At 75.1% G+C, this 20357-nt stretch carries 19 protein-coding genes and 1 pseudogene; 13 read left to right on the forward strand and 7 right to left on the reverse strand.

Annotated elements, in window-relative coordinates; all coding sequences use genetic code 11:
* Positions 1-545 precede the first annotated feature (545 nt).
* A pseudogene (locus ABZ948_RS38120) lies at positions 546-1328 on the reverse strand (ATP-binding protein); the annotation flags it as partial.
* 330 nt (positions 1329-1658) lie between these two features.
* On the opposite strand from ABZ948_RS38120, the gene ABZ948_RS38125 reads away from it, so the two are divergent.
* Complete coding sequence (locus tag ABZ948_RS38125) at positions 1659-1895, forward strand: hypothetical protein (RefSeq protein WP_030869562.1); 237 nt, start codon at positions 1659-1661, stop codon at positions 1893-1895.
* Between the two features lie 76 nt (positions 1896-1971).
* On the opposite strand, the gene ABZ948_RS38130 is transcribed toward ABZ948_RS38125, so the two are convergent.
* Positions 1972-2421 carry a hypothetical protein gene (locus tag ABZ948_RS38130; RefSeq protein ID WP_359767584.1) on the reverse strand — a complete coding sequence of 150 codons (450 nt, stop codon included), beginning with the start codon at positions 2419-2421 and terminating at the stop codon, positions 1972-1974.
* A 113-nt stretch (positions 2422-2534) separates the two neighbouring features.
* Positions 2535-3185, reverse strand: coding sequence for a shikimate kinase (locus ABZ948_RS38135; protein ID WP_359767586.1), 651 nt, complete (start codon positions 3183-3185; stop codon positions 2535-2537).
* 281 nt (positions 3186-3466) lie between these two features.
* On the opposite strand from ABZ948_RS38135, the gene ABZ948_RS38140 reads away from it, so the two are divergent.
* Positions 3467-5125, forward strand: coding sequence for a catalase (locus ABZ948_RS38140; protein ID WP_359767587.1), 1659 nt, complete (start codon positions 3467-3469; stop codon positions 5123-5125).
* A gap of 15 nt (positions 5126-5140) precedes the next feature.
* Here ABZ948_RS38140 and ABZ948_RS38145 read toward each other — a convergent pair whose 3' ends face one another.
* Positions 5141-5989, reverse strand: a complete 849-nt coding sequence (locus tag ABZ948_RS38145) for a fructosamine kinase family protein (RefSeq protein WP_359767589.1) — start codon at positions 5987-5989, stop codon at positions 5141-5143.
* A gap of 128 nt (positions 5990-6117) precedes the next feature.
* Between ABZ948_RS38145 and ABZ948_RS38150 the strand changes: the two genes are divergently transcribed.
* Positions 6118-6441 carry a hypothetical protein gene (locus ABZ948_RS38150; RefSeq protein ID WP_359767591.1) on the forward strand — a complete coding sequence of 108 codons (324 nt, stop codon included), beginning with the start codon at positions 6118-6120 and terminating at the stop codon, positions 6439-6441.
* A gap of 79 nt (positions 6442-6520) precedes the next feature.
* Here the strand turns inward: ABZ948_RS38150 and ABZ948_RS38155 are convergent, their stop codons facing one another.
* The gene (locus tag ABZ948_RS38155; RefSeq protein ID WP_359767593.1) at positions 6521-7054 is read right to left on the reverse strand and encodes a hypothetical protein; all 534 of its coding nucleotides are present in this window, start codon (positions 7052-7054) and stop codon (positions 6521-6523) included.
* Positions 7051-7725 carry a hypothetical protein gene (locus ABZ948_RS38160; protein WP_359767595.1) on the reverse strand — a complete coding sequence of 225 codons (675 nt, stop codon included), beginning with the start codon at positions 7723-7725 and terminating at the stop codon, positions 7051-7053. The genes ABZ948_RS38155 and ABZ948_RS38160 overlap by 4 nt, the downstream gene beginning before the upstream one ends.
* 178 nt (positions 7726-7903) lie before the next feature.
* Between ABZ948_RS38160 and ABZ948_RS38165 the strand changes: the two genes are divergently transcribed.
* The 10 genes from ABZ948_RS38165 to rfaE2 all read left to right on the forward strand — a co-directional run bounded on the left by ABZ948_RS38165 (position 7904) and on the right by rfaE2 (position 18535).
* The gene (locus ABZ948_RS38165) at positions 7904-8431 is read left to right on the forward strand and encodes a hypothetical protein (RefSeq protein WP_359767597.1); all 528 of its coding nucleotides are present in this window, start codon (positions 7904-7906) and stop codon (positions 8429-8431) included.
* Positions 8432-8697: 266 nt separating this feature from the next.
* On the forward strand, positions 8698-9663 hold the full coding sequence (locus ABZ948_RS38170) for an NAD-dependent epimerase/dehydratase family protein (protein WP_359767599.1): 966 nt from the start codon (positions 8698-8700) through the stop codon (positions 9661-9663).
* Positions 9664-9733: 70 nt separating this feature from the next.
* Positions 9734-11446, forward strand: coding sequence for a carbamoyltransferase family protein (locus ABZ948_RS38175; protein ID WP_359767601.1), 1713 nt, complete (start codon positions 9734-9736; stop codon positions 11444-11446).
* Positions 11443-12516: a glycosyltransferase family 2 protein gene (locus ABZ948_RS38180; protein ID WP_359767603.1), complete on the forward strand. Its 1074-nt coding sequence runs from the start codon at positions 11443-11445 to the stop codon at positions 12514-12516. Before ABZ948_RS38175 ends, ABZ948_RS38180 begins: the two co-directional genes overlap by 4 nt.
* Entirely contained in the window at positions 12513-13121 is a 609-nt protein-coding gene (locus ABZ948_RS38185; protein WP_359767605.1) for a D-glycero-alpha-D-manno-heptose-1,7-bisphosphate 7-phosphatase, read from the forward strand. The genes ABZ948_RS38180 and ABZ948_RS38185 overlap by 4 nt, the downstream gene beginning before the upstream one ends.
* Positions 13118-14185: a glycosyltransferase family 9 protein gene (locus ABZ948_RS38190; protein WP_359767607.1), complete on the forward strand. Its 1068-nt coding sequence runs from the start codon at positions 13118-13120 to the stop codon at positions 14183-14185. The genes ABZ948_RS38185 and ABZ948_RS38190 overlap by 4 nt, the downstream gene beginning before the upstream one ends.
* Positions 14182-15147, forward strand: a complete 966-nt coding sequence (locus ABZ948_RS38195) for a glycosyltransferase (protein WP_359767609.1) — start codon at positions 14182-14184, stop codon at positions 15145-15147. Before ABZ948_RS38190 ends, ABZ948_RS38195 begins: the two co-directional genes overlap by 4 nt.
* Positions 15144-16421, forward strand: a complete 1278-nt coding sequence (locus tag ABZ948_RS38200; protein WP_359767611.1) for a glycosyltransferase — start codon at positions 15144-15146, stop codon at positions 16419-16421. Before ABZ948_RS38195 ends, ABZ948_RS38200 begins: the two co-directional genes overlap by 4 nt.
* A 75-nt stretch (positions 16422-16496) precedes the next feature.
* Entirely contained in the window at positions 16497-17132 is a 636-nt protein-coding gene (locus ABZ948_RS38205; RefSeq protein WP_359767613.1) for a D-sedoheptulose-7-phosphate isomerase, read from the forward strand.
* Positions 17129-18535, forward strand: a complete 1407-nt coding sequence (gene rfaE2 / locus ABZ948_RS38210) for a D-glycero-beta-D-manno-heptose 1-phosphate adenylyltransferase (protein WP_359767615.1) — start codon at positions 17129-17131, stop codon at positions 18533-18535. The genes ABZ948_RS38205 and rfaE2 overlap by 4 nt, the downstream gene beginning before the upstream one ends.
* Before the next feature lie 133 nt (positions 18536-18668).
* Here rfaE2 and ABZ948_RS38215 read toward each other — a convergent pair whose 3' ends face one another.
* Positions 18669-19970, reverse strand: a complete 1302-nt coding sequence (locus tag ABZ948_RS38215) for an MFS transporter (protein WP_359767617.1) — start codon at positions 19968-19970, stop codon at positions 18669-18671.
* Between the last annotated feature and the right edge of the window lie 387 nt (positions 19971-20357).

Below are 20357 nucleotides of genomic sequence, written 5' to 3' on the forward strand. Positions count from 1 at the left end.
GGAACGCCTGACCGCGCACCTGGGCGGCGCCTCCCTCTGGGCCAAGCGCGAGGACTGCAACTCCGGGGTCGCCTACGGCGGGAACAAGACCCGCACGCCGGTCCGGTACCGCTGGGCGCGGCGGAGCCGCTGGCCGTCTTCTGTGCCGCCGGACCGGTACCGCTGGGCGCGGCGGAACCATGCGCCGTCTCCTGTGCCGCCGGACCGGTACCGCCGGGGGCGGCGGCACCGTTCGCCGTCTGCCGTGCCGCCGCCCTGCGGGTCGACCGCGGTGCGCTCGCCGACGGCGGCAGTTCCTCCGGGTCGATGCGGGTCAGCAGGTGGCTGTCGATCAGCAGCACCGCCCGCACCCCGCCGTACGGGGACGGGGAGGACAGGTCCACGCTCAGGTCGAACTGCCGGGTCAGCTGTCCGATGGCGGCGAGTCCCATGCGCGGCGGATCGCCCAGCTCGGTCAGCAGGATCGGTTCGCTGCCGCCCACCAGCCGCTGGGCGCGGGCCCGTTCGTCCTGCGTCATGCCCAGCCCGGCGTCGTCGACGGTGACGCAGACACCGTGGTGGACGGCCTCCAGGTTGACCACGACCTCGGTGTCGGGCGCGGAGTGCCGCAGCGCGTTGTCGAGCAGCTCGGCGACGATGATGGCGACCGGCTCCACGGCGTGGGACACCAGGGCGGTCCCGGCGTCCAGGTGGTTGCTGACCCTGACGCGCTGGTAGCCCGCGAGCCGGGCCTGACCGCCCGTCACCGCGTCGACGAGGTGGGAGTCCTCCCGGGCCAGTCCGACCCAGGCCCCGCACACCACCGCGGCGATCTGCGCGCGGCGCAGCGACTGCTCGTTCTCGTGGTCCAGTTCGAACAGGGTCTGCGCCAACTCGGGGTCGTCGTAGCGCTGCTGCAGTCCGCGCAGGGCGTCCTGCAGCCGGTACAGCGCCGCCTGGATCTCCCGGGTGGCCCCGCGCATCCCGGCCTGCGCCGCCGCGTCGATCCGTGTGCGCTGCGCGGCGAGTTCGGCCTGCAGCCCCTTCAGTACCTCCTCCAGCGCCGCCCCCAGGGGCGAGCCGGCGAGCTGCGGGTTCAGCGGGCCGGGCACGGCGACGTGCGGATGCGCGGCCTGCCGGGCCGCGGCGGGCACGCGCCGCGCCGCCAGATGCTCCACCTCGGCGGCGAACGTCCGCGAGGTGCCGTCGAGTTGCGCCCGCAGCGCGGCCGTCTTGGCGCGCTGCGCGGCCAGGTGCCGCCGGGAGCGCAGCAGCCCGCCGCCGAGGGCGAACGCGGACAGTGTGCCGACGGCGAGACCACCGACGACCAGGTCCGGCAAAGCGATCATCGAGTCGATTCCAGTGGGAGTCGGGCAGGGCGGGGTCCGAGGTGCTCTGGCGAGCCACCCACGGCACAGTACACACCGTCATCGACCGGTCTCGCACGGTGGAGCGCCACTTCATTCCGAAAGTGCTCGGTGTCTGTTCGTATCTGTGGCAACTGTCGGAATTGCCGTGCGGGGGAGGGGAGTTGGCGATGCGTACGGGTCTGCCCCGCCGCTCCGGGCATCCGTGATCGACGGGTCACCGAACGTGACCGTGACGGGCTGTGTGCCCGTGCGGAGGACGGGTACCCGTCCGGCGCCTGAAGAGGTCCGCTCCCGAAGAAGGAGGTCCGAATGACCAGCGAGACGGAGACCGGCGGCGTGACCGGTACGCAGGACAAGGACTACAACCTGATCTGGTACGTCGAGGCGTGCCTGAGCAACGCCCTGCGTCTGGAGAGCTACATCCAGGACGCGGAGCGCGCCAAGGACACCGAGGTCGCGGACCTGTTCCGCAAGGCCCAGGCGGACAGCCGCAAGGGCGCCGAACTGGGCAAGGGACTCCTGCGCGCACGTCTGAACGGCGGCTGAGCACAACCTCGCACGGCCCGGACCCCGCCGGGAGGGCGGGGTCCGGGCCGTGTCCGCCGTGTCCGGCGAGGGCGGTTCAGCCGGCGTACACCTTGCCTTCCTTCACGACATAGTGCGCCGGCTCGGAGCAGCCGAGGGACGGCGTGAGCAGCAGGCTCACCGTCAGCGGCGCGGGCTCGCTGCTCGCGGTGGAGAACTCGCAGACGGCGCCCTTGCCGGTGAGCGGGTACCAGAACCAGCCGTCCACGCCGCCCACGGTCACGCGGTCCGACTCCTGCCAGCCGCCGCCGGACCGCGTGTAGACCTGCAGACGCACCGAGGCGGCGTACTCGTCCTGAGCCGAACGCAGCGCGGTGAGCGTGATCCTGTAGTCGGATCCGAGCGTGGACGAGGCGATCTCCCGCGTCTGAGGCGCGGCGGTGCCCGCGCTCGACGCCCCGGCGCCGGCCGCGCCCAGGGCCGCCGCCATCGCGAGAGTCAGGGCCGCGGTCGTGACACGGCGGGTGTGCTTGCGGATCAGGCTCATGTGTTCCCCCGTTGGAACGAGTCGAAGGGGCGGTCACCCCACGGTGGGAAAGACACCTCACACCGCGCGCGGGTTGTACGGGAACATCGCTCGCGGGTTGTACTTGTGCGGGGTCACATCCCGAAGACGTCGGCGACCCGCTCGGCGAGCCGGTCCTCGGTCAGCGTCCCGTCCACGGTGAGGGCGGGCAGCCGCAGGCGGGCGGTCTCCGCGCGCAGGTCCCCCGTGAACAAGTCGTCCCGCGCGGCCAGATTGCGCCGCGCCCGTGCCGGATCGCCGGTCCGCTCCAGGAAAGAGCCTCCCGCCGCGGCCCGGTCGCGGAACACGGCCTCGCGGAACTCCGGCGTGGGAAGCAGCCAGACGGCGTGCCCGGGAGCCGTGAGCAGCGGCCGCACGAGGCGCGGCAGCAACCGGAAGCCCTCGACGACGACACACCGGTCCCGCGGCATGCGCAGCAGGTCCTCCACGATCAGCCCGAAGGCCTCGCCCCGGAACCAGTGGAACGTCTCGAGCATGGTCGCGGGAGGCCGGTTCACCCACCGCTCGTCCATGTCCATGGCCAGGAACGCGTGCAGGAGGGGCGCCTCCTCGGCGGTGACCCGGCGGGCGTGCTCTCCCATCACCTCGTCGGTGTCGTACAGACGCCAGCCGTACCGGTCGGCGAGCCGGCGGGCGATCGTGGACTTGCCCGCGCCGCTCCCGCCGCCGATCCAGTAGACGTGCCGCAACCGCGCGGACACCCCGTCCCGGCCCTCCGACCGCATGCCGTTCCCCTCCCTGGCCCCGCCCCGGCCGTCGTCGGTGGCGGATGCCGTGACGCCGACAGCTCACCCTGCCATCCCCGGGCGAGGAGGAGCCGTTCGTGCGCCCCTGCCCGCGCGTCCCGCAGCCGCGCCTGGCCGACCGGCGACGGGAGAGGTCCGTGGGACGTGACTGACCCCGCCCGTCCGGGTACCCGGGCCGTCCCGCCACGACCGGCCGGGCGGCTGCTCGCGGCGCGCCGCCCCGGCCGGCCGCCGGCCCCGAGCCGAAGGAGCCCACGCTTATGACGGACGTATCCGGCACCGGTCCCGCTCCGGGCGACGACCGCAAGGTCCTCACCAACCGCCAGGGCCATCCGGTCTACGACAACCAGAACCAGCGCACCGTCGGCGCCCGCGGCCCCGCCACGCTGGAGAACTACCAGTTCCTGGAGAAGATCAGCCACTTCGACCGGGAACGCATCCCCGAGCGCGTCGTGCACGCCCGCGGCGTCACCGCCTACGGCCACTTCGAGGCCTACGGCACCTGGGGCGACGAGCCGATCAGCCGCTACACCCGGGCCAAACTCTTCCAGGAGCGCGGCAAACGCACCGACGTGGCCGTCCGCTTCTCCACCGTCATCGGCGGCCGCGACTCCTCCGAGGCCGCCCGCGACCCGCGTGGTTTCGCCGTCAAGTTCTACACCGAGGACGGCAACTGGGACCTCGTCGGCAACAACCTCGGCGTCTTCTTCATCCGCGACGCCATCAAGTTCCCGGACGTCATCCACGCCCTCAAGCCCGACCCGGTGACCTTCGAGCAGCAGCCGAACCGCATCTTCGACTTCATGTCGCAGACGCCCGAGGCGATGCACATGCTGGTCAACCTGTTCAGCCCGCGCGGCATCCCCGCCGACTACCGCCATATGCAGGGCTTCGGCGTCAACACCTACAAGTGGGTCAACGCCGACGGCGACACCAAGCTCGTGAAGTACCACTGGATGCCCAAGCAGGGCGTGCGCAGCATGACCGAGGAGGACGCGGCCAACGTCCAGGCGGACACCCTCGGCCACGCCACGAAGGACCTGTACGAGGCGGTCGCGCGCGGTGACCACCCGGAGTGGGAGCTGCTCGTCCAGATGATGGACGACCACGACCACCCGGAGCTCGACTTCGACCCGCTGGACGACACCAAGACCTGGCCCGAGCAGGACTTCCCGCCGAAGCCGGTGGGCCGGATGGTGCTCGACCGGATGCCGGAGGACTTCTTCGCCGAGAACGAGCAGATCTCCTTCGGCACCGGTGTCCTGGTCGACGGCCTGGACTTCTCCGACGACAAGATGCTCGTCGGCCGGACCTTCTCCTACAGCGACACCCAGCGCTACCGGGTCGGCCCGAACTACCTCCAGCTCCCCGTCAACCAGGCCAAGAACGCCGACGTGCGCACCAACCAGCGCGACGGCCAGATGGCCTACCACGTGGACGGCGGGGGAGAGAACCCGCAGGTCAACTACGAGCCGTCGATCACCGGCGGCCTGCGCGAGGCTGCCTACCCGACCCACGACGAGCAGGGCCCCGAGATCACCGGCCGGCTCACCCGCAAGCGCATTCCCCGCACCAACGACTACCTCCAGGCCGGTCAGCGGTATCTGCTGATGGAGGACTGGGAACGCGACGACCTGGTGAAGAACTTCATCGGTCAACTGTCGCAGTGCGACCGGGCCATCCAGGAGCGCATGGTCTGGCACTTCCTGCTGGTCGAGAACGACCTCGGCCTCCGGGTCGGCGAGGGGCTCGGCATCGGCCCGGAGGACGTGACCGGACTGGAGCCGCTGGCGAGCCAGGACCTGACGGACGAGGACCGCGAACGCCTGTCCAGGCTGGGCAAGAACCAGCCGCGGGACGTCGAGGGCCTGACCATGACCCACTGCGTGCCCGACGAGCGGCACGTCGTCACCCGCTGACCGGTCACCGACCGGTCACCCCGCCAGGGCCGAACGGGCCGCCGCGAGGGCCTGTTCCGCGTAACCCCGGCCGAACAGCACGGCGTGCACCAGCAACGGGAACAGCTGGTGCACGCCGACCCGCCAGCCGTCGGCGAGCGGCGCCTCCTCCTGGTAGCCGGCCAGCACCGCCTCCAGGTGCGGACAGCCGAACAGGTGCAGCATCGCCAGGTCGGTCTCGCGGTGTCCGCCGTGCGCGGCCGGGTCGATCAGCCAGACGTGCCCGTCGGCCGCCCACAGCACATTGCCGCTCCACAGGTCGCCGTGCAGCCGCGCCGGCGGCTCGGCGGGCCCCGCCAGCCCGGGCAGTCGCTCGCACAGGCGTTCAACCGTGGTCGCCTCGCCGGGGCGCACGGTGCCCTGGTCGACGGCGCGCCGCAGATACGGCAGCACCCGCTGCTCGGCGTACCAGCGCGGCCAGTCATCGCCGGGTTCGTTGCGCATCGGGGCGAGCCCGATGTACGCGTCCGCCGGCCCGTCCGGCGGCGGCGCGCCGAACGCGGGTGCCCCGGCGGCGTGCAGGGCGGCCAGATCCCGGCCGAAGCGGAGCGCCGCCTCCCGGCTCGGCCGCCCGTCCGGCACCCGGTCGATGACCAGCCAGCCCTCCTCGTGCCCGTGCACGGCGGGCAGCCGCACGGCTCCGGCCCCGGCCAGCCACCGCAGCCCGGCCGCCTCGGCCCGTACCGCGGCGGGCTCGCCGGACCGTTTGACGACCACGACGCGCCCGTCGTCGAGGGTGACCTCGGCGAGGCTCCCGGACAGGGGCCGTTCCGCCCTGACGGCCCGCCCGGTGAGCCGGGCCGCGACATCCCTGGGGGCGGTCATCCCTACTCCTCCTGCCGCAGCGGGCTTGATCGGCACCCAGCGTACGACCGCGCCCGGCCGGTCACGCGGGACGGTGAAATCCCGCCGCCCGCCGACAGAACCGGCCGCCGCCGGGGGAGCAGTCGGGCATGACGACTTCACCGTTCCAGCGCACCATCGCCCTGCCCGCCCCTGTCTGCGAACAGGCCGCACAGCACCTGGAGCAGGCCGCGCACCGGGCCATCGACGGCGCCGCGATCCCGCTGAAGGCGTTCCGAGCGGCCGCCGACAGCGACTTCACCCTCCCCCTGTCGGTGGTCGAGCAGGCGGCCGCCTGTCTGCTGGTCCTCGCCACCGAGACGGCGCAGACCGTACGTCCCTCCGCGCTGCGCGCCACCATCAGCGTCGCGCTGCGCCTGCGGGACGCCGTGGAACTGGCCCACCAGCCCGCCCTCAGCAGCAGGTTCTGGTGAGCCCCGGGCCGACTGGCGCAGGTTCCGGTGAGTCCCGGGCCGCCCTGGAGCAGTTTCTCGTGACTCTCGGACCGCCCTGTCAGGTCTCGCGGAAGGCGACCCCGACCTGCCTGCGGCGCAGTTCCTCCAGCGTGGCCTGCTGCCGCCCGGCCCGTGCGATGAGCTCGTCGAGCTGCCGCGCGTCGAGGCGTTTGTCGGTGGCGGCCAGATCCCGGAGCGTCTGCCACACCGCCGCCTTGCCCTCCACCCCCAGCCGCAGCGCCTCCAGCTCCCACAGCGTGCTCAGCGGGGACCGCCGCACCAGACTCCCGTTGCTCTTCAGCCGCCCCACCTGCTCGACCGCCCGGCCCGCGTAGACCTTGTAGCGCCGCACGGGGACGTCGAGCCGCCGCATGACGCCGAGCAGGCTCGCCCGGTCCTCGGCGATCTCGTCGGCGACCGGGGCCAGCGCGTCGGCCAGCGGCGTGTCCCGGCACGAACGCAGCAGATACCGGGCCCGCGCGGTACCGGCGGTGGCACCGGCGAGGTGGTCGTTGAGGTAGATGCCCAGCAGGGACATGTCGGTGGCCGGGGCACGCTGGGCGCCCGGCGCATCCGCTCGCTGTTCCGTCATGACGCTGCTCCTGTCGTACTCCGGCCCTGCTGGACGGCCACCCTCGTGGTGACGCGCACGACACAGGGGCTGCGAGGGGTCGAGCCGGACCCGAACCGCACGGGAGGCTCGACCGGGGCGAGGGCACCGAGGCTGTCGCCCTCGTGGCGGACGGTGGCCGAGACGACCGGGCGCAGGTCCCGGGCGCCGTACCACTGGTGCCGGCCGGTCCGGGCGCTGCCGTGGGTGCGCGCGCCCAGCAGCAGCCGGGCGGGCCGGTCCCACAGCGCGATCCAGCCCGGTCGGGTGGCGAGCCGGCCCGGCACCGCCCGCAGCGCCAGGCCCGTGAGATTCCTCCGGCCGGTGGTGAAGCGCAGGTCGAGCGGCGGTGCGGAGACCGTCCAGTGCCGGCCGGTGACCCGCACCCGGACCGGTACGACGCGGACCTCGTCGAAGACGTACGTCCCCGCGACGAAGTCCGCCGTATCCCGCGAGGGCGCCAGCAGCAGCCGCCGGCCGTCGGCCTCTTCGATCATCACGTCGCTGAACGGCCCGAACGGCGACCTCGCCCAGTGCCCCAGCACCACGCGGGCGCCGGAGGCCGTGCCGATCCCGGCGATCCAGCCGTCGAAGCGCGGCGAACGCCCCGGCGAGGGGGTCCGACCAGCGGGTTCGGGTCCGTGGGCGAGCACGCGGGCCGGGTGCCCGGCCCTTCCGGCGCGAAACGGGACCGGTGGCGCGGCGCGCGCGGCCCGGCGCGGTGTGGCCGAGGCCACGTCACGGACGAGGTCCCGATCACGCCCGCGCACGGGCGGCGGCGGTTACCGTCTACGACCAGACTCCCGCTCCCCTTCCTCGGACGGCCCGGCAGTGCAAGCAGATCTCTCCCCGGTCATCGCGGCGACCGCCCAGTGGCTGACCCGCGCCTTCCCCGCCTCCGGCGGCGCGCTGGCCTCCGCCCTGTGCGAGGTGCAGGCCCGCCAAGCCGTGACGGTCGCGGCCTGGCTCAGGTACCCGACGGCGATGGACGCGGCCCTGCTCGGCATGGCGGGCCCCGGCGGCTCCGCGCGGCTCGACTGGGTCACCGGCGCCGACGCGGGCCTCGGCGACGACGTGGACGCGCACGCCTGGCGCACCTGGGTGGACGAGGTCGTGGCGAGCTGGGCGGCCACTCTGCTCACCGACCCGGAACTCGCTTCCCTGGCCGTGACGGCCCTCGCCGGGAGCAGCCACGGCACCGGCGCACCCGCCGAGTTCCGCCGCCTCCTCGCCCCCGACGACGGCGACCGCAGCGCCGCCGCCCTGCTGCGCCACCCGGACCTGCTCGCCCCCGTGGCCGCCCTGCACCACTCCCAGCTCCTCGACCGCCTGAACCCGGGCCGCACGCTGATCGCCTGAATCCGGGCCGCACGCTGATCGCCTGACGCGGACCGCCGCCAGCTGGACGGCCGTCCGCGCTCCCGGACCTCTCGCTCCCCGTCGTGACCTGCGCGAACCGGGGGATATCGACAGGCCCTCACCCTCCGTCACTCACCGGTTTGCCGTACGCGACCGTGCCCCGCCCGCACGGTCGGCGGACGCTGATCGTGGGCTCGACGGCCTCCGGCCACGCTCTGACGGCCGTCGCGCCGGGCAGTGACGCCGCTGACGGAGGAGAGACCGCCATGACCATCGCCCTCTCACGGAGCTGGGAACACGCCGTCGTCACCGGCGGCGCCGGGTTCGTCGGCTCCCACCTGTGCGCCGCCCTGCTGGACGCGGGCGCGGCCGTCACCTGCGTGGACGACTTCAGCACCGGCCGCCCCGAGAACATCACACCCCTGCTCGAACGGCCCGGCTTCACCCTGGTGCAGGCCAACGTCGCCGAGGGGCTGCGGATCAAGCGCCCGCCGGACCTCGTCCTGCACTTCGCCTCCCCGGCGTCCCCGGCGGACTACCTGCGGCTGCCGCTGCACACCATGGAGACGGGCAGCCTCGGTACCCGCAACGCCCTCGAACTCGCGCACTCCTCCCGGGCCCGCTTCGTCCTGGCCTCCACCTCCGAGGTCTACGGCGACCCGCAGCAGAACCCCCAGGACGAGCGCTACTGGGGCAACGTCAACCCGGTCGGACCGCGCAGCGTCTACGACGAGGCCAAGCGCTTCGGCGAGGCGCTGACCACCGCGCACGCCGAGACCCACGGCACCGACACCTGCATCGTGCGGCTGTTCAACACCTACGGCCCCCGGATGCGCGGCCACGACGGGCGGGCGGTGCCGACCTTCGTACGGCAGGCCCTGGCCGGCGAGCCCCTCACCGTGACCGGCGACGGCCGCCAGACCCGCTCCCTGTGCTACGTCGACGACACCGTCCGCGGCATCCTCGCGGCGGCCGCCCACGGCATGCGCGGCCCCGTCAACATCGGCAACCCCACCGAGATCACCATGCTCGACCTGGCGCGGCTGGTCGTCGAACTCGCCGGGTCCCCCTCGGACATCCGCTTCATCGAACGCCCCGTGGACGACCCGGCCGTCCGCTGCCCGGACATCACGCTCGCCCGCGACAAGCTCGGCTGGGAACCGCAGGTGCGCGCCGAGGAGGGGCTGCGGCGCACGATCGCCTGGTTCCGCGAGGACGGGACCGAGGACTGACCCGGCCCGGGCCACCTCGCGCAGCGCCTCACCCGGTCCCGCCCCCACCGTCGAAAGGCCCGCCACCCCCATGCGCATCCTCGGAATCAACGCCCTCTTCCACGATCCCGCCGCCGCCCTGGTGATCGACGGACGGTCCGTCGCCGCCGCAGAGGAGGAGCGGTTCTCCCGGCGCAAGCACGGCAAGCGGCCCCTGCCGTTCTCCGCCTGGGAGCTGCCCGAGAAGGCCGCCGCCTGGTGCCTGAAGCGGGCCGGGCTGCGCCCGCAGGACCTCGACGCCGTCACCTACTCCTTCGACCCGGAACTCGCCCGGCCCGCCGCGGACCTGGGCCTGGACGACCCCTGGGACCACCTGCGCCTCACCTACGCCCGCGAGGCCCCCGGCTTCCTGCGGACGGCCCTGCCCGGGCTCGACCCCGCCATCGTCCGCTTCGTACCGCACCACATGGCCCACGCCGCCTCCGGCGCCTTCGCCGCACCGGACGCCGGGAACTCCTCCGTCCTCGTCCTGGACGGCCGCGGCGAGCGCGCCTCCCACCTGGCCGCCCGCCGTGTCGGGGACCGCCTGGAGGCCCTGCACGCCCAGGAACTCCCGCACTCGCTCGGCCTGGTCTACGAGGAACTCACCGAACACCTCGGCTTCCTGCGCTCGTCCGACGAGTTCAAGGTGATGGCCCTCGCCTCCCACGGCAGACCGCGCATGCTCGCGGAACTGCGCCGCCACGTGTACCCGACCGGCGACGGCGGCTTCCACGCCACCGGTGTCCCCTGGCACGAGCTGTGCGCGCCGCGCGGGCCGGACGAGCCGTGGACGCAGGACCACGCCGACGTCGCCGCGAGCGCCCAGGCCGTGCTGGAGGAGACCCTCCTCGACCTGGTGCGCTGGCTGCACGGCCGCACCCACGACAGCGTGCTCACCCTCGCCGGCGGCGTCGCCCTCAACTGCGTCGCCAACTCCCGTATCGCCCGCGAGGGCCCCTTCGCCCGGGTGTGGGTGCAGCCCGCCGCGGGAGACGCCGGGACCGCCCTGGGCGGCGCCCTGCTGCTGTCCGCCGTGGAGGGCGACCAACCCGGACCCATGACCGGCGCCGACCTCGGCCGGGACTGGTCCGACGCGGAGCTCGGAGCCTGGCTGAAGACCGCGGCCGTCCCCTTCGAACGGCCCCCGGACATCGCCGAGACCGTCGCCCGGGCCCTCGCCGACAACGGCATCGTCGCCTGGTTCCAGGGCCGCTCCGAGTACGGCCCGCGCGCCCTCGGCCACCGCTCCCTGCTCGCCCACCCGGGGCACGCGGGCAACCTGGAACGGCTCAACGACGTCAAGGGACGCGAGCAGTTCCGGCCCGTCGCCCCGATGGTCCTCGCCGACCGCGCCGCCGAGATCTTCGACGGCCCGCTGCCCAGCCCGTACATGCTGTTCGTGCACGACGTGGCCCCGGCGTGGCGGGACCGGATCCCCGCCGTCGTGCACGTCGACGGCACCGCCCGCATCCAGACCGTCGACCCGGCCCGTGAACCCCTGGTCGCCCGGATGCTCGGCGCGTTCGAGCGGCTCACCGGACTGCCCGTGGTCGTCAACACCAGCCTCAACACCGCCGGCCGCCCCATGGTCGACGACCCGCGCGACGCCCTGGAGTGCTTCGGCTCCTCACCCGTCGACCTGCTGGCCATCGGTCCCTATGCGATCCGGCGCGGGGACCTCTTCCGCACCGACTCCGGCACCGATTCCCGTACCGCTCTCGGTTCCGACTTCCGCCCCGACGCCGCCGGAGGCCCGCGATGACCCACCCCGACGCCCCCGCCCGGGACGCCGAGTACGCCGTCGTCATCCCCACCCTCGGCCGGCCCAGCCTGCGCACCTGCCTGCACGCCCTCGCCGAGGCGGCCGGACCCGGGCCGGTCCGGGTGGTCCTCGTCGACGACCGGCCGGACAACGCCCGTACGTTCCTCACCGCCGACGTGCCGCCGTCCCTGCGCTCGCGCACCCTCGTCGTGCCCGGCGGGGCCCGCGGACCAGCCGCCGCCCGCAACCTCGGCTGGCGGGCGGCCGGAGACGTGCCCTGGATCGTCTTCCTCGACGACGACGTCGTACCCGGACCCACCTGGGGCGACGACCTGACGCTCGACCTGGCCGCGGCCACGGACCGGACCGCCGGCATCACCGCCCGGATCGAGGTCCCCCTGCCCACCGACCGCCGCCCCACCGACTGGGAGCGCAACACGGCCGGGCTCGCCACCGCCCACTGGATCACCGCCGACATGGCGTACCGCCGGGCGGCGCTGGCGGCCGTCGGCGGCTTCGACGAACGCTTCCGCCGGGCCTTCCGGGAGGACGCCGACCTCGCCCTGCGCCTGCTCGACGCGGGCTGGACCCTCACCGGCGGCCGGCGCACCACCACCCACCCCGTACGGCCGGCCGGGCGCTGGATCTCCGTCCGGCTCCAGGCGGGCAACGCCGACGACGTGCTGATGACCCGGCTGCACGGCCGCCACTGGTGGCGCCGGGCGGAGGCGTCCCGCGGGCGCCTGCCGGTGCACCTGGCGGTGACCGGAGCGGCGGTGACGGCGCTCGGCTGCGCCCTGCTCGGCCGGCACCGACCGGCCGCGGCCTGTGCCGCCGCGTGGCTGGCCGGCACCGCCGAGTTCGCCCTCGCCCGGATCCTGCCCGGGCCGCGCAGCCGCGACGAGGTGCTCACCATGGCCGTGACCAGCGCGCTCGTCCCGCCCGCCGCCACCTGGCACTGGCTGCGCGGGCAGCTGGCGCACCGTACGGCCCGGCCGCACACGCCTCCCGGGACGGGAGAGCCGGCACCCGCGCCCCGCCCGGAGGTCAGGGAACGGCTCCGGTCATGACCCGCCCCTGGCTGCTTCCCCCGGCACCCGGGCCCGCCGACGCGCGGCCGCCCCGGCCCGGCCGCGCGTTCCCCACGGCCGTCCTCTTCGACCGCGACGGCACCCTCATCGCCGACGTCCCCTACAACGGCGACCCCGCGCGGGTCGCGCTCATGCCGGGCGCGCGGGAGGCCGTCGACGCCCTGCGCGCCGCCGCGGTGCCCGTCGGTGTCGTGACCAACCAGTCGGGCGTGGCCCGGGGCCTGCTGACCCGCCGCCAGGTCGAGGCCGTCCGCCTGCGGGTGGAGGAACTGCTCGGGCCGTTCGCCGTCTGGGCCGTGTGCCCGCACGGGCCGGGGGAGGGCTGCGGCTGCCGCAAGCCGGCCCCCGGCCTGGTGCTGGCCGCGTGCCGCAGCCTCGCCGTGCCGCCCGAACGCACCGTCGTCATCGGCGACATCGGGGCCGACGTGGCGGCCGCCCGGGCCGCCGGGGCCCGCGGCGTCCTCGTCCCCACGGCGGTCACCCGTCCCGAGGAGGTCACGGCGGCCGACGCCACGGCCTCCGGCCTTCCGGAGGCGGTACGCCTCGCCCTCGACCCGGCCGTGCCGGCGGGGGAGGCGCGATGACCCTCACCCGGTTCCGCCGCCCCCGCACCCTCGTCGTCCGCCTCGACAGCGCCGGTGACGTCCTGCTGGCCGGGCCCGCCCTGCGGGCCGTCGCGGCCGGGTCCTCGTACACCGCGCTGCTGTGCGGGCCGCAGGGCGCCGCCGCGGGCCGGATGCTGCCCGGCGTGGACGACGTGCTGACGTACGAGGCGCCCTGGGTCGGGCTGGAACCACCGCCGGTCACGCGGGCGGACACCCGGCGGCTGATGGAGACGCTCACGGCAGCCCGCTTCGACCGGGCGCTCGTCCTCGTGTCGTACCACCAGAGCCCGCTGCCGGCCGCCCTGCTGCTGAAGCTCGCCGGGATCGGCTGGACCGCCGCCGACAGCGAGGACTACCCGGGCGCCCTCCTCGACCTGCGGCACCGCAGACTCCCGCACCGGCACGAGGTCCTGGCCGCCCTCGATCTGGCCCGCGCCGCGGGCTTCGCGCTGCCGCCCGGCGACGACGGCCGACTCCGCGTCACCCCGCCGCCCCCCACCACCCGTCTCACCGGCCCCGAGCCGTACGTCGTCGTGCACCCCGGCGCCGCCGTGCCCGCGCGGGCGTGGAGCCCCGGGCGGGCCGCACGGGCCGTGGCCGCGCTGTCCGCCGAGGGATACCGGGTCGTCGTCACCGGCGGCCGCGCCGAGCGGGAGCTGACCGCCCGGGTCGCCGGCCGGCACGCGCTGGACCTCGGCGGCGCCACCGACCTGCCGCAGCTTGCCGGAGTCCTGGCCGGAGCGCGGGTCGTGGTGGCCGGGAACACCGGCCCGGCGCACCTCGCCGCCGCCGTCGGCACGTCCGTCGTCAGCCTCTTCGCCCCGGTCGTGCCGGCCGAGCGCTGGGCCCCCTACGGCGTCCCGCACCTCCTGCTCGGCGACCCGCACGCCGCGTGCGCGGACACCAGGGCACGCCACTGCCCGGTCCCCGGACACCCCTGCCTCGACGGCATCGGCGACGCCGAGGTGCTCGCGGCCGTGGCGGCCCTCACGGACGACCCCGCCGACCAGGGAGAACACACGGAGCGAGGAGCGACCGTATGAACATCCTGCTGTGGCACGTGCACGGATCCTGGACGACCGCGTTCGTCCAGGGACCGCACACCTACCTCGTCCCCGTCACCCCGGGCCGCGACCCGGACGGCCTCGGACGGGCCCGCACCTTCCCCTGGCCCGCCTCGGTGCGCGAGACCACCCCCGAGGAACTCCGCGACACCCCCGTCGACCTGGTGCTGCTGCAACGCCCGCACGAGATCGAGCTGGCCGAGCGGTGGCTCGGCGGACGGCGCCCCGGCCGCGACGTGCCCGCGCTGTACCTGGAGCACAACGCGCCCGACGGCGCCGTACCGGACACCCGCCACCCGTGCGCCGACCGCACCGATCTGACGATCGTGCACGTCACCCACTTCAACCGGCTCTTCTGGGACTGCGGCACCACCCGCACCGAGGTCGTCGAGCACGGCATCGTCGACCCGGGCCACCGCTACACCGGCCGGCTCGCACGCGCCGCCGTCGTCGTCAACGAACCCGTGCGGCGGGGACGTCACACCGGGACGGACCTGCTGCCCGCCCTCGCGGAGGCGGTGCCGCTCGACGTGTTCGGCATGGGCACCGACGGCCTGGCCGGACACCTCGGCCTGCCGCCCGACCGGTGCCGCACCGCCGACCTGGCCCAGAACGACCTGCACGCCGCCCTCGCCGAACGCCGCATGTACCTCCACCCGGTGCGCTGGACCTCCCTCGGCCTGTCCCTGCTGGAGGCGATGCACCTCGGCCTGCCCGTGCTGGCGCTCGCCACCACCGGCGCGGTCGAGGCCGTCCCGTCCGGCGCGGGCACCCTCTCCACCCGCCCCGAGGTCCTGGCCCGCGCCGCTCGCCGCTACCTCCACGAACCCGAGGCCGCGGCCGAGGACGGCGCCCGGGCCCGGCAGGCGGCCCTCGAACGCTACGGGCTCAAGCGCTTCCTGGCCGACTGGGAGCGCCTGATCACGGAGGTGTGCTCATGACCCCGTCCCTCAGCTCCTTCCCCGCCGGTCCGCTCGGCGGCGACCCCCTCGACCCGGGCGTCCTGACGATCGCCCTCGTCTCGGAGCACGCGAGTCCCCTCGCCGCGCTCGGCGGGGTCGACGCCGGCGGGCAGAACGTGCACGTCGCCTGTCTCGCCGGTGCCCTCGCCGACCGCGGCCACCGCGTCACCGTCTACACCCGCCGCGACGCCTGTGACCTGCCCTGCCGGGTGGAGCTGCGCGAGGGCGTCGAGGTGCACCACGTGCCCGCAGGGCCGGCCGAGCAGCTCCCCAAGGACGCGCTCCTGCCGCACATGGGCGAGTTCGGCCGCTACCTGGCCCGCAGCTGGCGCACCCGGGCCCCCGACCTCGTCCACTCGCACTACTGGATGTCGGGCCTCGCCGCGCTGCGCGCCACCCGCGAGCGGGGCCTGCCGCTGCTGCACACGTACCACGCCCTCGGCACGGTGAAGAAGCGCCACCAGCGGCTCGCCGACACCAGCCCGCCGGAGCGGATCCCCGGCGAGAGGGAGATCGGGCTCGGCTGCGACCGCGTCATCGCCACCTGCCGCGACGAGGCCGTCGAACTGGCCCGCATGGGCATACCCCCGCACAAGGTCGGCATCGTCCCGTGCGGCGTCGACACCGACCGGTTCACCCCCAAGGGCCCGGCCGCGCCCCGCGGACCGCTCCCGCACCGGCTGCTCCAGCTGGGCCGGCTCGTGCCGCGCAAGGGCGCCGCCGTCACCGTCGCCGCGCTGGCCCGGCTGCCCGGCACCGAACTGGTCGTGGTCGGCGGGCCGCCCGCCGACCGGCTCGACGACGACCCGGAGGTCCGGCGGCTGCGCGGCATCGCCCGGGACGCCGGCGTCGCCGACCGGGTCCGCTTCACCGGCGCCGTGCCCAGCGAGGAGGTGCCCGCACTGCTGCGCTCCGCCGACGTGGTGGTCTGCCCCGCCGACTACGAGCCCTTCGGCATCGTGCCGCTGGAGGCCATGGCCTGCGGCGTGCCGGTGGTGGCCAGCGCCGTCGGCGGACAGCTCGACACCGTCGCCGACCCGGGCACCGGACGGCTGGTGCCGCCCCGCGACCCCGAGGCCCTGGCCTGTGCCGTCGCGGGACTGCTCGCCGACCCGGCGGCCCGCGCGGCCTGCGGGGCGGCCGGGCGCCGTCGCGTCCTCAGCCGGTACGGCTGGGGCCAGGTCGCCGCCGCCACCGAGGCGGCCTACTGCGAGGTCCTCGACGCCGAGCCCGCCGCGACCGGCGCCGGCTGAACCGGCCCGCGCCCGCCCAGAGCCCGAAGGAGGTGTGGGCCCGCCGCCACCCCCGCGGCGGTACGCCCGATCCGCATGGACGAACTCCCCGCACACCCCGCCCTCGACGCCGCCCGAGCGCACTGCGAGTCGCTGGAGGAGGCCCTCGGCCGGTTCCGCCGGCACGGCCTTAACCGGATCGCCGACTGGGGCGGCCGGCTCGCCGACGTCCTCTCCGGCGGCGGCCGGCTGCTCGCCGCGGGCAACGGCGGCAGCGCCGCCCAGGCCCAGCACCTCACCGCCGAGCTGGTCGGCCGCTACCGCCGGGAGCGCCGCGCCTACTCCGCGCTCGCCCTGCACGCCGAGACGTCCAGCGTGACCGCCATCGGCAACGACTACGGCTTCGACCACGTCTACGCCCGCCAGGTCACCGCCCACGGCCGCCCCGGCGACGTCCTGATGCTGCTGTCCACCTCCGGCCGCAGCGCCAACCTCATCGCCGCGGCCGTCACCGCCCGGCAGGCCGGGCTGCGCGTGTGGGCGCTCACCGGACGCGGCCCGAACCCCCTGGCGGAAGCCGCCCACGAGGCCCTGTGCGTCGACGCGGACAGCACCGCGAACGTCCAGGAGACCCATCTCGTCGCCGTCCACCTGCTCTGCGAGTGCTTCGACACGGCCGTGTCCACGCCCCTCGCACGCCGCACGGTCCTCACCCACGGGAGCACCTCATGACCGGGCCGAAACCGCTCGCCGTCGTCGGGGACGTCCTCCTCGACGAGGACATCGAAGGCGTCTCCACCCGGCTCTCCCCGGACGCCCCCGCCCCCGTCGTCGACGTCACCGGCGACCGCAGCCACCCCGGAGGGGCCGGACTGGCCGCCGCCCTCGCCGCGCGGGGCGGCCGGGACGTGGTCCTGGTGACCGCGCTCGGCGACGACGACGCCAGCGAGGCCGTACGACGTGACCTGCGCGGCCGGGTCCGGCTGCTGGAGATCCCGCTGAAGGGCACCCTGCCGGTCAAGACCCGGGTCCTGGCGGGCGGCCGGCCGGTGGTCCGCATCGACCGGGGCGGCGGCACCCCCGGCGAACCCGACGACGCCGTCCGCGCGGCACTCGCGAACGCGCACGCCGTCCTGGTCGCCGACTACGGCCGCCACACCGCGGGCGCCCTGCGGCCCCACCTCGAGGACATCGCCCGCCGCACCCCTTTGGTGTGGGACCCGCATCCCAAGGGCGACCCGCCCGTGCCGGGCGCACGGCTGGTCACCCCCAACGCGGCGGAGGCGCGCGCCCTGCACCCGGGCTCCGGGGGAACGTCGCTGGGGGAGTACGCGGAGCGCGGGGCGCGGCTCGCGGAGCGCTGGCGCGTGGCCGGGGTGGCCGTCACGCTCGGCGACTGCGGGGTGCTGCTGGCCCGGCCGGGCGCCGGCACGCCGATGCTGGTCCCCGTGCCCTACCGGGCCGCCGGGGACCCGTGCGGCGCGGGCGACTGCTTCGCCGCGACCACGGCGGCCGCCCTCGCCGACGGCCTGCTCCCCGAGGAGGCGCTGCAACGGGCCGTGGCCGAGGCGGCCGCGTTCGTCGCGGCGGGCGGCGCGGGCAACCCGGACCTGTGGCGGACCCCGCCGGCGCCGGGCCCCGCGGACGACCCGGCGACCGACGCGTTCGGCCTCGCGGAGAGCGTCCGGGCCCGCGGCGGCACCGTGGTCGCCACCGGCGGCTGCTTCGACCTGGTGCACGCCGGGCACGTCGGCCTGCTGGAGAGCGCCCGGCGCATCGGCGACTGCCTGATCGTGTGCCTGAACTCCGACGCGTCCGTCACCCGCCGCAAGGGCCCGGGGCGCCCTCTCAACCCGGCGGCGGACCGGGCCCGCGTCCTCGCCGCCCTCGGCAGCGTCGACGCGGTCGTGGTCTTCGAGGAGGACACCCCCGAGGCGGTCCTGGCGCGTCTGCGCCCGGACGTCTGGGTCAAGGGCGGCGACTACTCCGTCCAGGACCTGCCCGAGGCGGAGGTCCTGCGGCGCTGGGGCGGGCAGGCGGTGGTCCTGCCGTACCTCGACGGCCGCTCCACGACCCTGCTGACCCGCAGGGCGGCGAAGGCGGCTGCCGGGGTCCTGCGGCCGTCGGGGTCCTGACCGGGCAGGACGGCTTCGGGGCCCTGGCGGGGCAGGACGGCTTCGGGTCTTGGCGGGGCAGGACGGCTTCGGGTCTTGGCGGGGCAGGACGGCTTCGGGGTCTTGGCCGGGCAGGACGGCCTCAGGGGCCCGCTCAGGCCGCCTTGCTCAGGGCCGGCATGTCGCCCTCCTCGGTGCGCAGCACCACCGGCGCCGCGGCCCTGCGCTGCCGCAGCAGGTAGCCCGCCCCGATCGCGCCGGCGATGAGCAGTCCGCCGGTGACCAGGGCACCGCGGGCCCCGGCCAGTTCCATGAGCAGGCCGAGCGCGGGCGGACCGCCGAGGCTCCACACCGTGCCGATGCTGCCCCACACACCCAGCACACGTCCGCGCAGGTGGGCGGGCGGGTCGGTCTGCAGGACGGCCGTACCGGCGGTGTCGGAGACGGACTCCACCACGGCCATCGGCAGCACCAGCGCGATCAGCACGACCAGCGACGGCGACAGCCCCGCCACCACCTGGAGCAGCCCCCCGGCCGCCGCCAGCGCGCCCACGAGCCGCACCGACGGCCGGCGCAGCCGGGCGCCGAGCACCGCGCCGAGGATCCCGCCGATCGCGAGCACGGTCGACACCGTGCCGAAGGAACCGGCACCACCCGCGAGGGGCCCGGTGACGAGCACGGCCAGGGTGAGCCCGTAGTTGCGGCCGAACACCGCGCTGATCCCGGTCACCCCGGCGAGCGCGACCAGCCGAGGCCGACGCGCGAAGAAGGCCAGCCCCTCGCGCACGCTCATCTCGGAGCCGGTGCGCCCGCCGGGGGCGGCGACGTGCCGTGCCGCCCCGGCGGCCGGGCGCAGGAACGGAATGACCGAGGCCACGAACAGGAACGACAGCCCGTTGGCGAAGTACGCGGCGGAGGTGCCGATGAACCCCACCGCCACACCGGCGAGAGCCGCTCCCACGAGCCGGCCCGCCTGGTGCACTAGCGCCCCGACCCCGATGGCCGAGGGCACGTCCTCCGCCGGGACCAGGTCGTTGCCCAGCAGCGCGCACGCCGGGTTGTCGACGGTCGCGACGACACCCGTGACGGCGGCCAGCACCATCAGCGAGGTCATGTCGAGCCGGTCCAGCGCCACGAGGACGGCCGTCGTGAACGCGATCGCGCCGAGCAGCGCCTGGCTCACGGCGGCCGTCAGCTTCCGGGGCCACCGGTCGACGGCCGCACCGCCCAGGACGCTCATCAGCAGGGCGGGCGCCGCCTGCACGGACATGGACAGGCCGGTCGCGGCGGCGGACCCGGTGATCTGGAGGACCAGCAGGTTCTGCACCGTGAGCTGCATCCAGGTACCGGCGTTGGAGACGAAGTTCGCGACGGACCACCAGCGCATGCTGCGGTACCGCAGCGACCGCCAGGGCGAACGCGAGGCGGGCTGGGCAGGGGAGGGCGAGGAAGACACAGTGCGGTACTCGCAAGACGAGTCGGAGGACTCAGCAGGAGGGGGGCGAGGGGAACGAGAGACACCGGCTGCGCTGCGCGGTGGCTCCCCCCACCGGATACGGCGCCGACCATCGTGACAGAGCGACCCGCCGAGTCGGTTCCGCCGACACCTCGTCCGTCGCCCTGACACCTGTCAAACCCCTCTGCCGCAAGGGGGTTTGTGACGGCGAGTGTGGTTGATCACAGTTGTCGATCATGGGTCGTGGGATGTGACGGCAGCCACAGAAGATCACGTGACGACGGCCACAGAAGACGGGGACCTCGGCCTCGCTGGTCTCGGTCCGCAGGGTCTGCAACTTCCCCTCGTCGTCATAGCCGTACACCTCGATCGACGCCTGGCCCGGTT

It is taken from the genome of Streptomyces olindensis (assembly GCF_040645895.1).
GTDB lineage: Bacteria > Actinomycetota > Actinomycetes > Streptomycetales > Streptomycetaceae > Streptomyces > Streptomyces olindensis.

Bases quoted from the DNA above. Each gene is read 5' to 3' on its own strand.
- ABZ948_RS38190 (WP_359767607.1), top strand. From the start codon at position 13,118: ATGACCCTCACCCGGTTCCGCCGCCCCCGCACCCTCGTCGTCCGCCTC.
- ABZ948_RS38180 (WP_359767603.1), top strand. From the start codon at position 11,443: ATGACCCACCCCGACGCCCCCGCCCGGGACGCCGAGTACGCCGTCGTC.
- ABZ948_RS38205 (WP_359767613.1), top strand. From the start codon at position 16,497: ATGGACGAACTCCCCGCACACCCCGCCCTCGACGCCGCCCGAGCGCAC.
- ABZ948_RS38135 (WP_359767586.1), bottom strand. From the start codon at position 3,185: ATGCGGTCGGAGGGCCGGGACGGGGTGTCCGCGCGGTTGCGGCACGTC.
- ABZ948_RS38145 (WP_359767589.1), bottom strand. From the start codon at position 5,989: ATGACCGCCCCCAGGGATGTCGCGGCCCGGCTCACCGGGCGGGCCGTC.
- ABZ948_RS38150 (WP_359767591.1), top strand. From the start codon at position 6,118: ATGACGACTTCACCGTTCCAGCGCACCATCGCCCTGCCCGCCCCTGTC.
- ABZ948_RS38200 (WP_359767611.1), top strand. From the start codon at position 15,144: ATGACCCCGTCCCTCAGCTCCTTCCCCGCCGGTCCGCTCGGCGGCGAC.
- ABZ948_RS38170 (WP_359767599.1), top strand. From the start codon at position 8,698: ATGACCATCGCCCTCTCACGGAGCTGGGAACACGCCGTCGTCACCGGC.
- ABZ948_RS38195 (WP_359767609.1), top strand. From the start codon at position 14,182: ATGAACATCCTGCTGTGGCACGTGCACGGATCCTGGACGACCGCGTTC.
- ABZ948_RS38155 (WP_359767593.1), bottom strand. From the start codon at position 7,054: ATGACGGAACAGCGAGCGGATGCGCCGGGCGCCCAGCGTGCCCCGGCC.
- ABZ948_RS38185 (WP_359767605.1), top strand. From the start codon at position 12,513: ATGACCCGCCCCTGGCTGCTTCCCCCGGCACCCGGGCCCGCCGACGCG.
- ABZ948_RS38175 (WP_359767601.1), top strand. From the start codon at position 9,734: ATGCGCATCCTCGGAATCAACGCCCTCTTCCACGATCCCGCCGCCGCC.
- ABZ948_RS38125 (WP_030869562.1), top strand. From the start codon at position 1,659: ATGACCAGCGAGACGGAGACCGGCGGCGTGACCGGTACGCAGGACAAG.
- ABZ948_RS38140 (WP_359767587.1), top strand. From the start codon at position 3,467: ATGACGGACGTATCCGGCACCGGTCCCGCTCCGGGCGACGACCGCAAG.
- ABZ948_RS38130 (WP_359767584.1), bottom strand. From the start codon at position 2,421: ATGAGCCTGATCCGCAAGCACACCCGCCGTGTCACGACCGCGGCCCTG.
- rfaE2 (WP_359767615.1), top strand. From the start codon at position 17,129: ATGACCGGGCCGAAACCGCTCGCCGTCGTCGGGGACGTCCTCCTCGAC.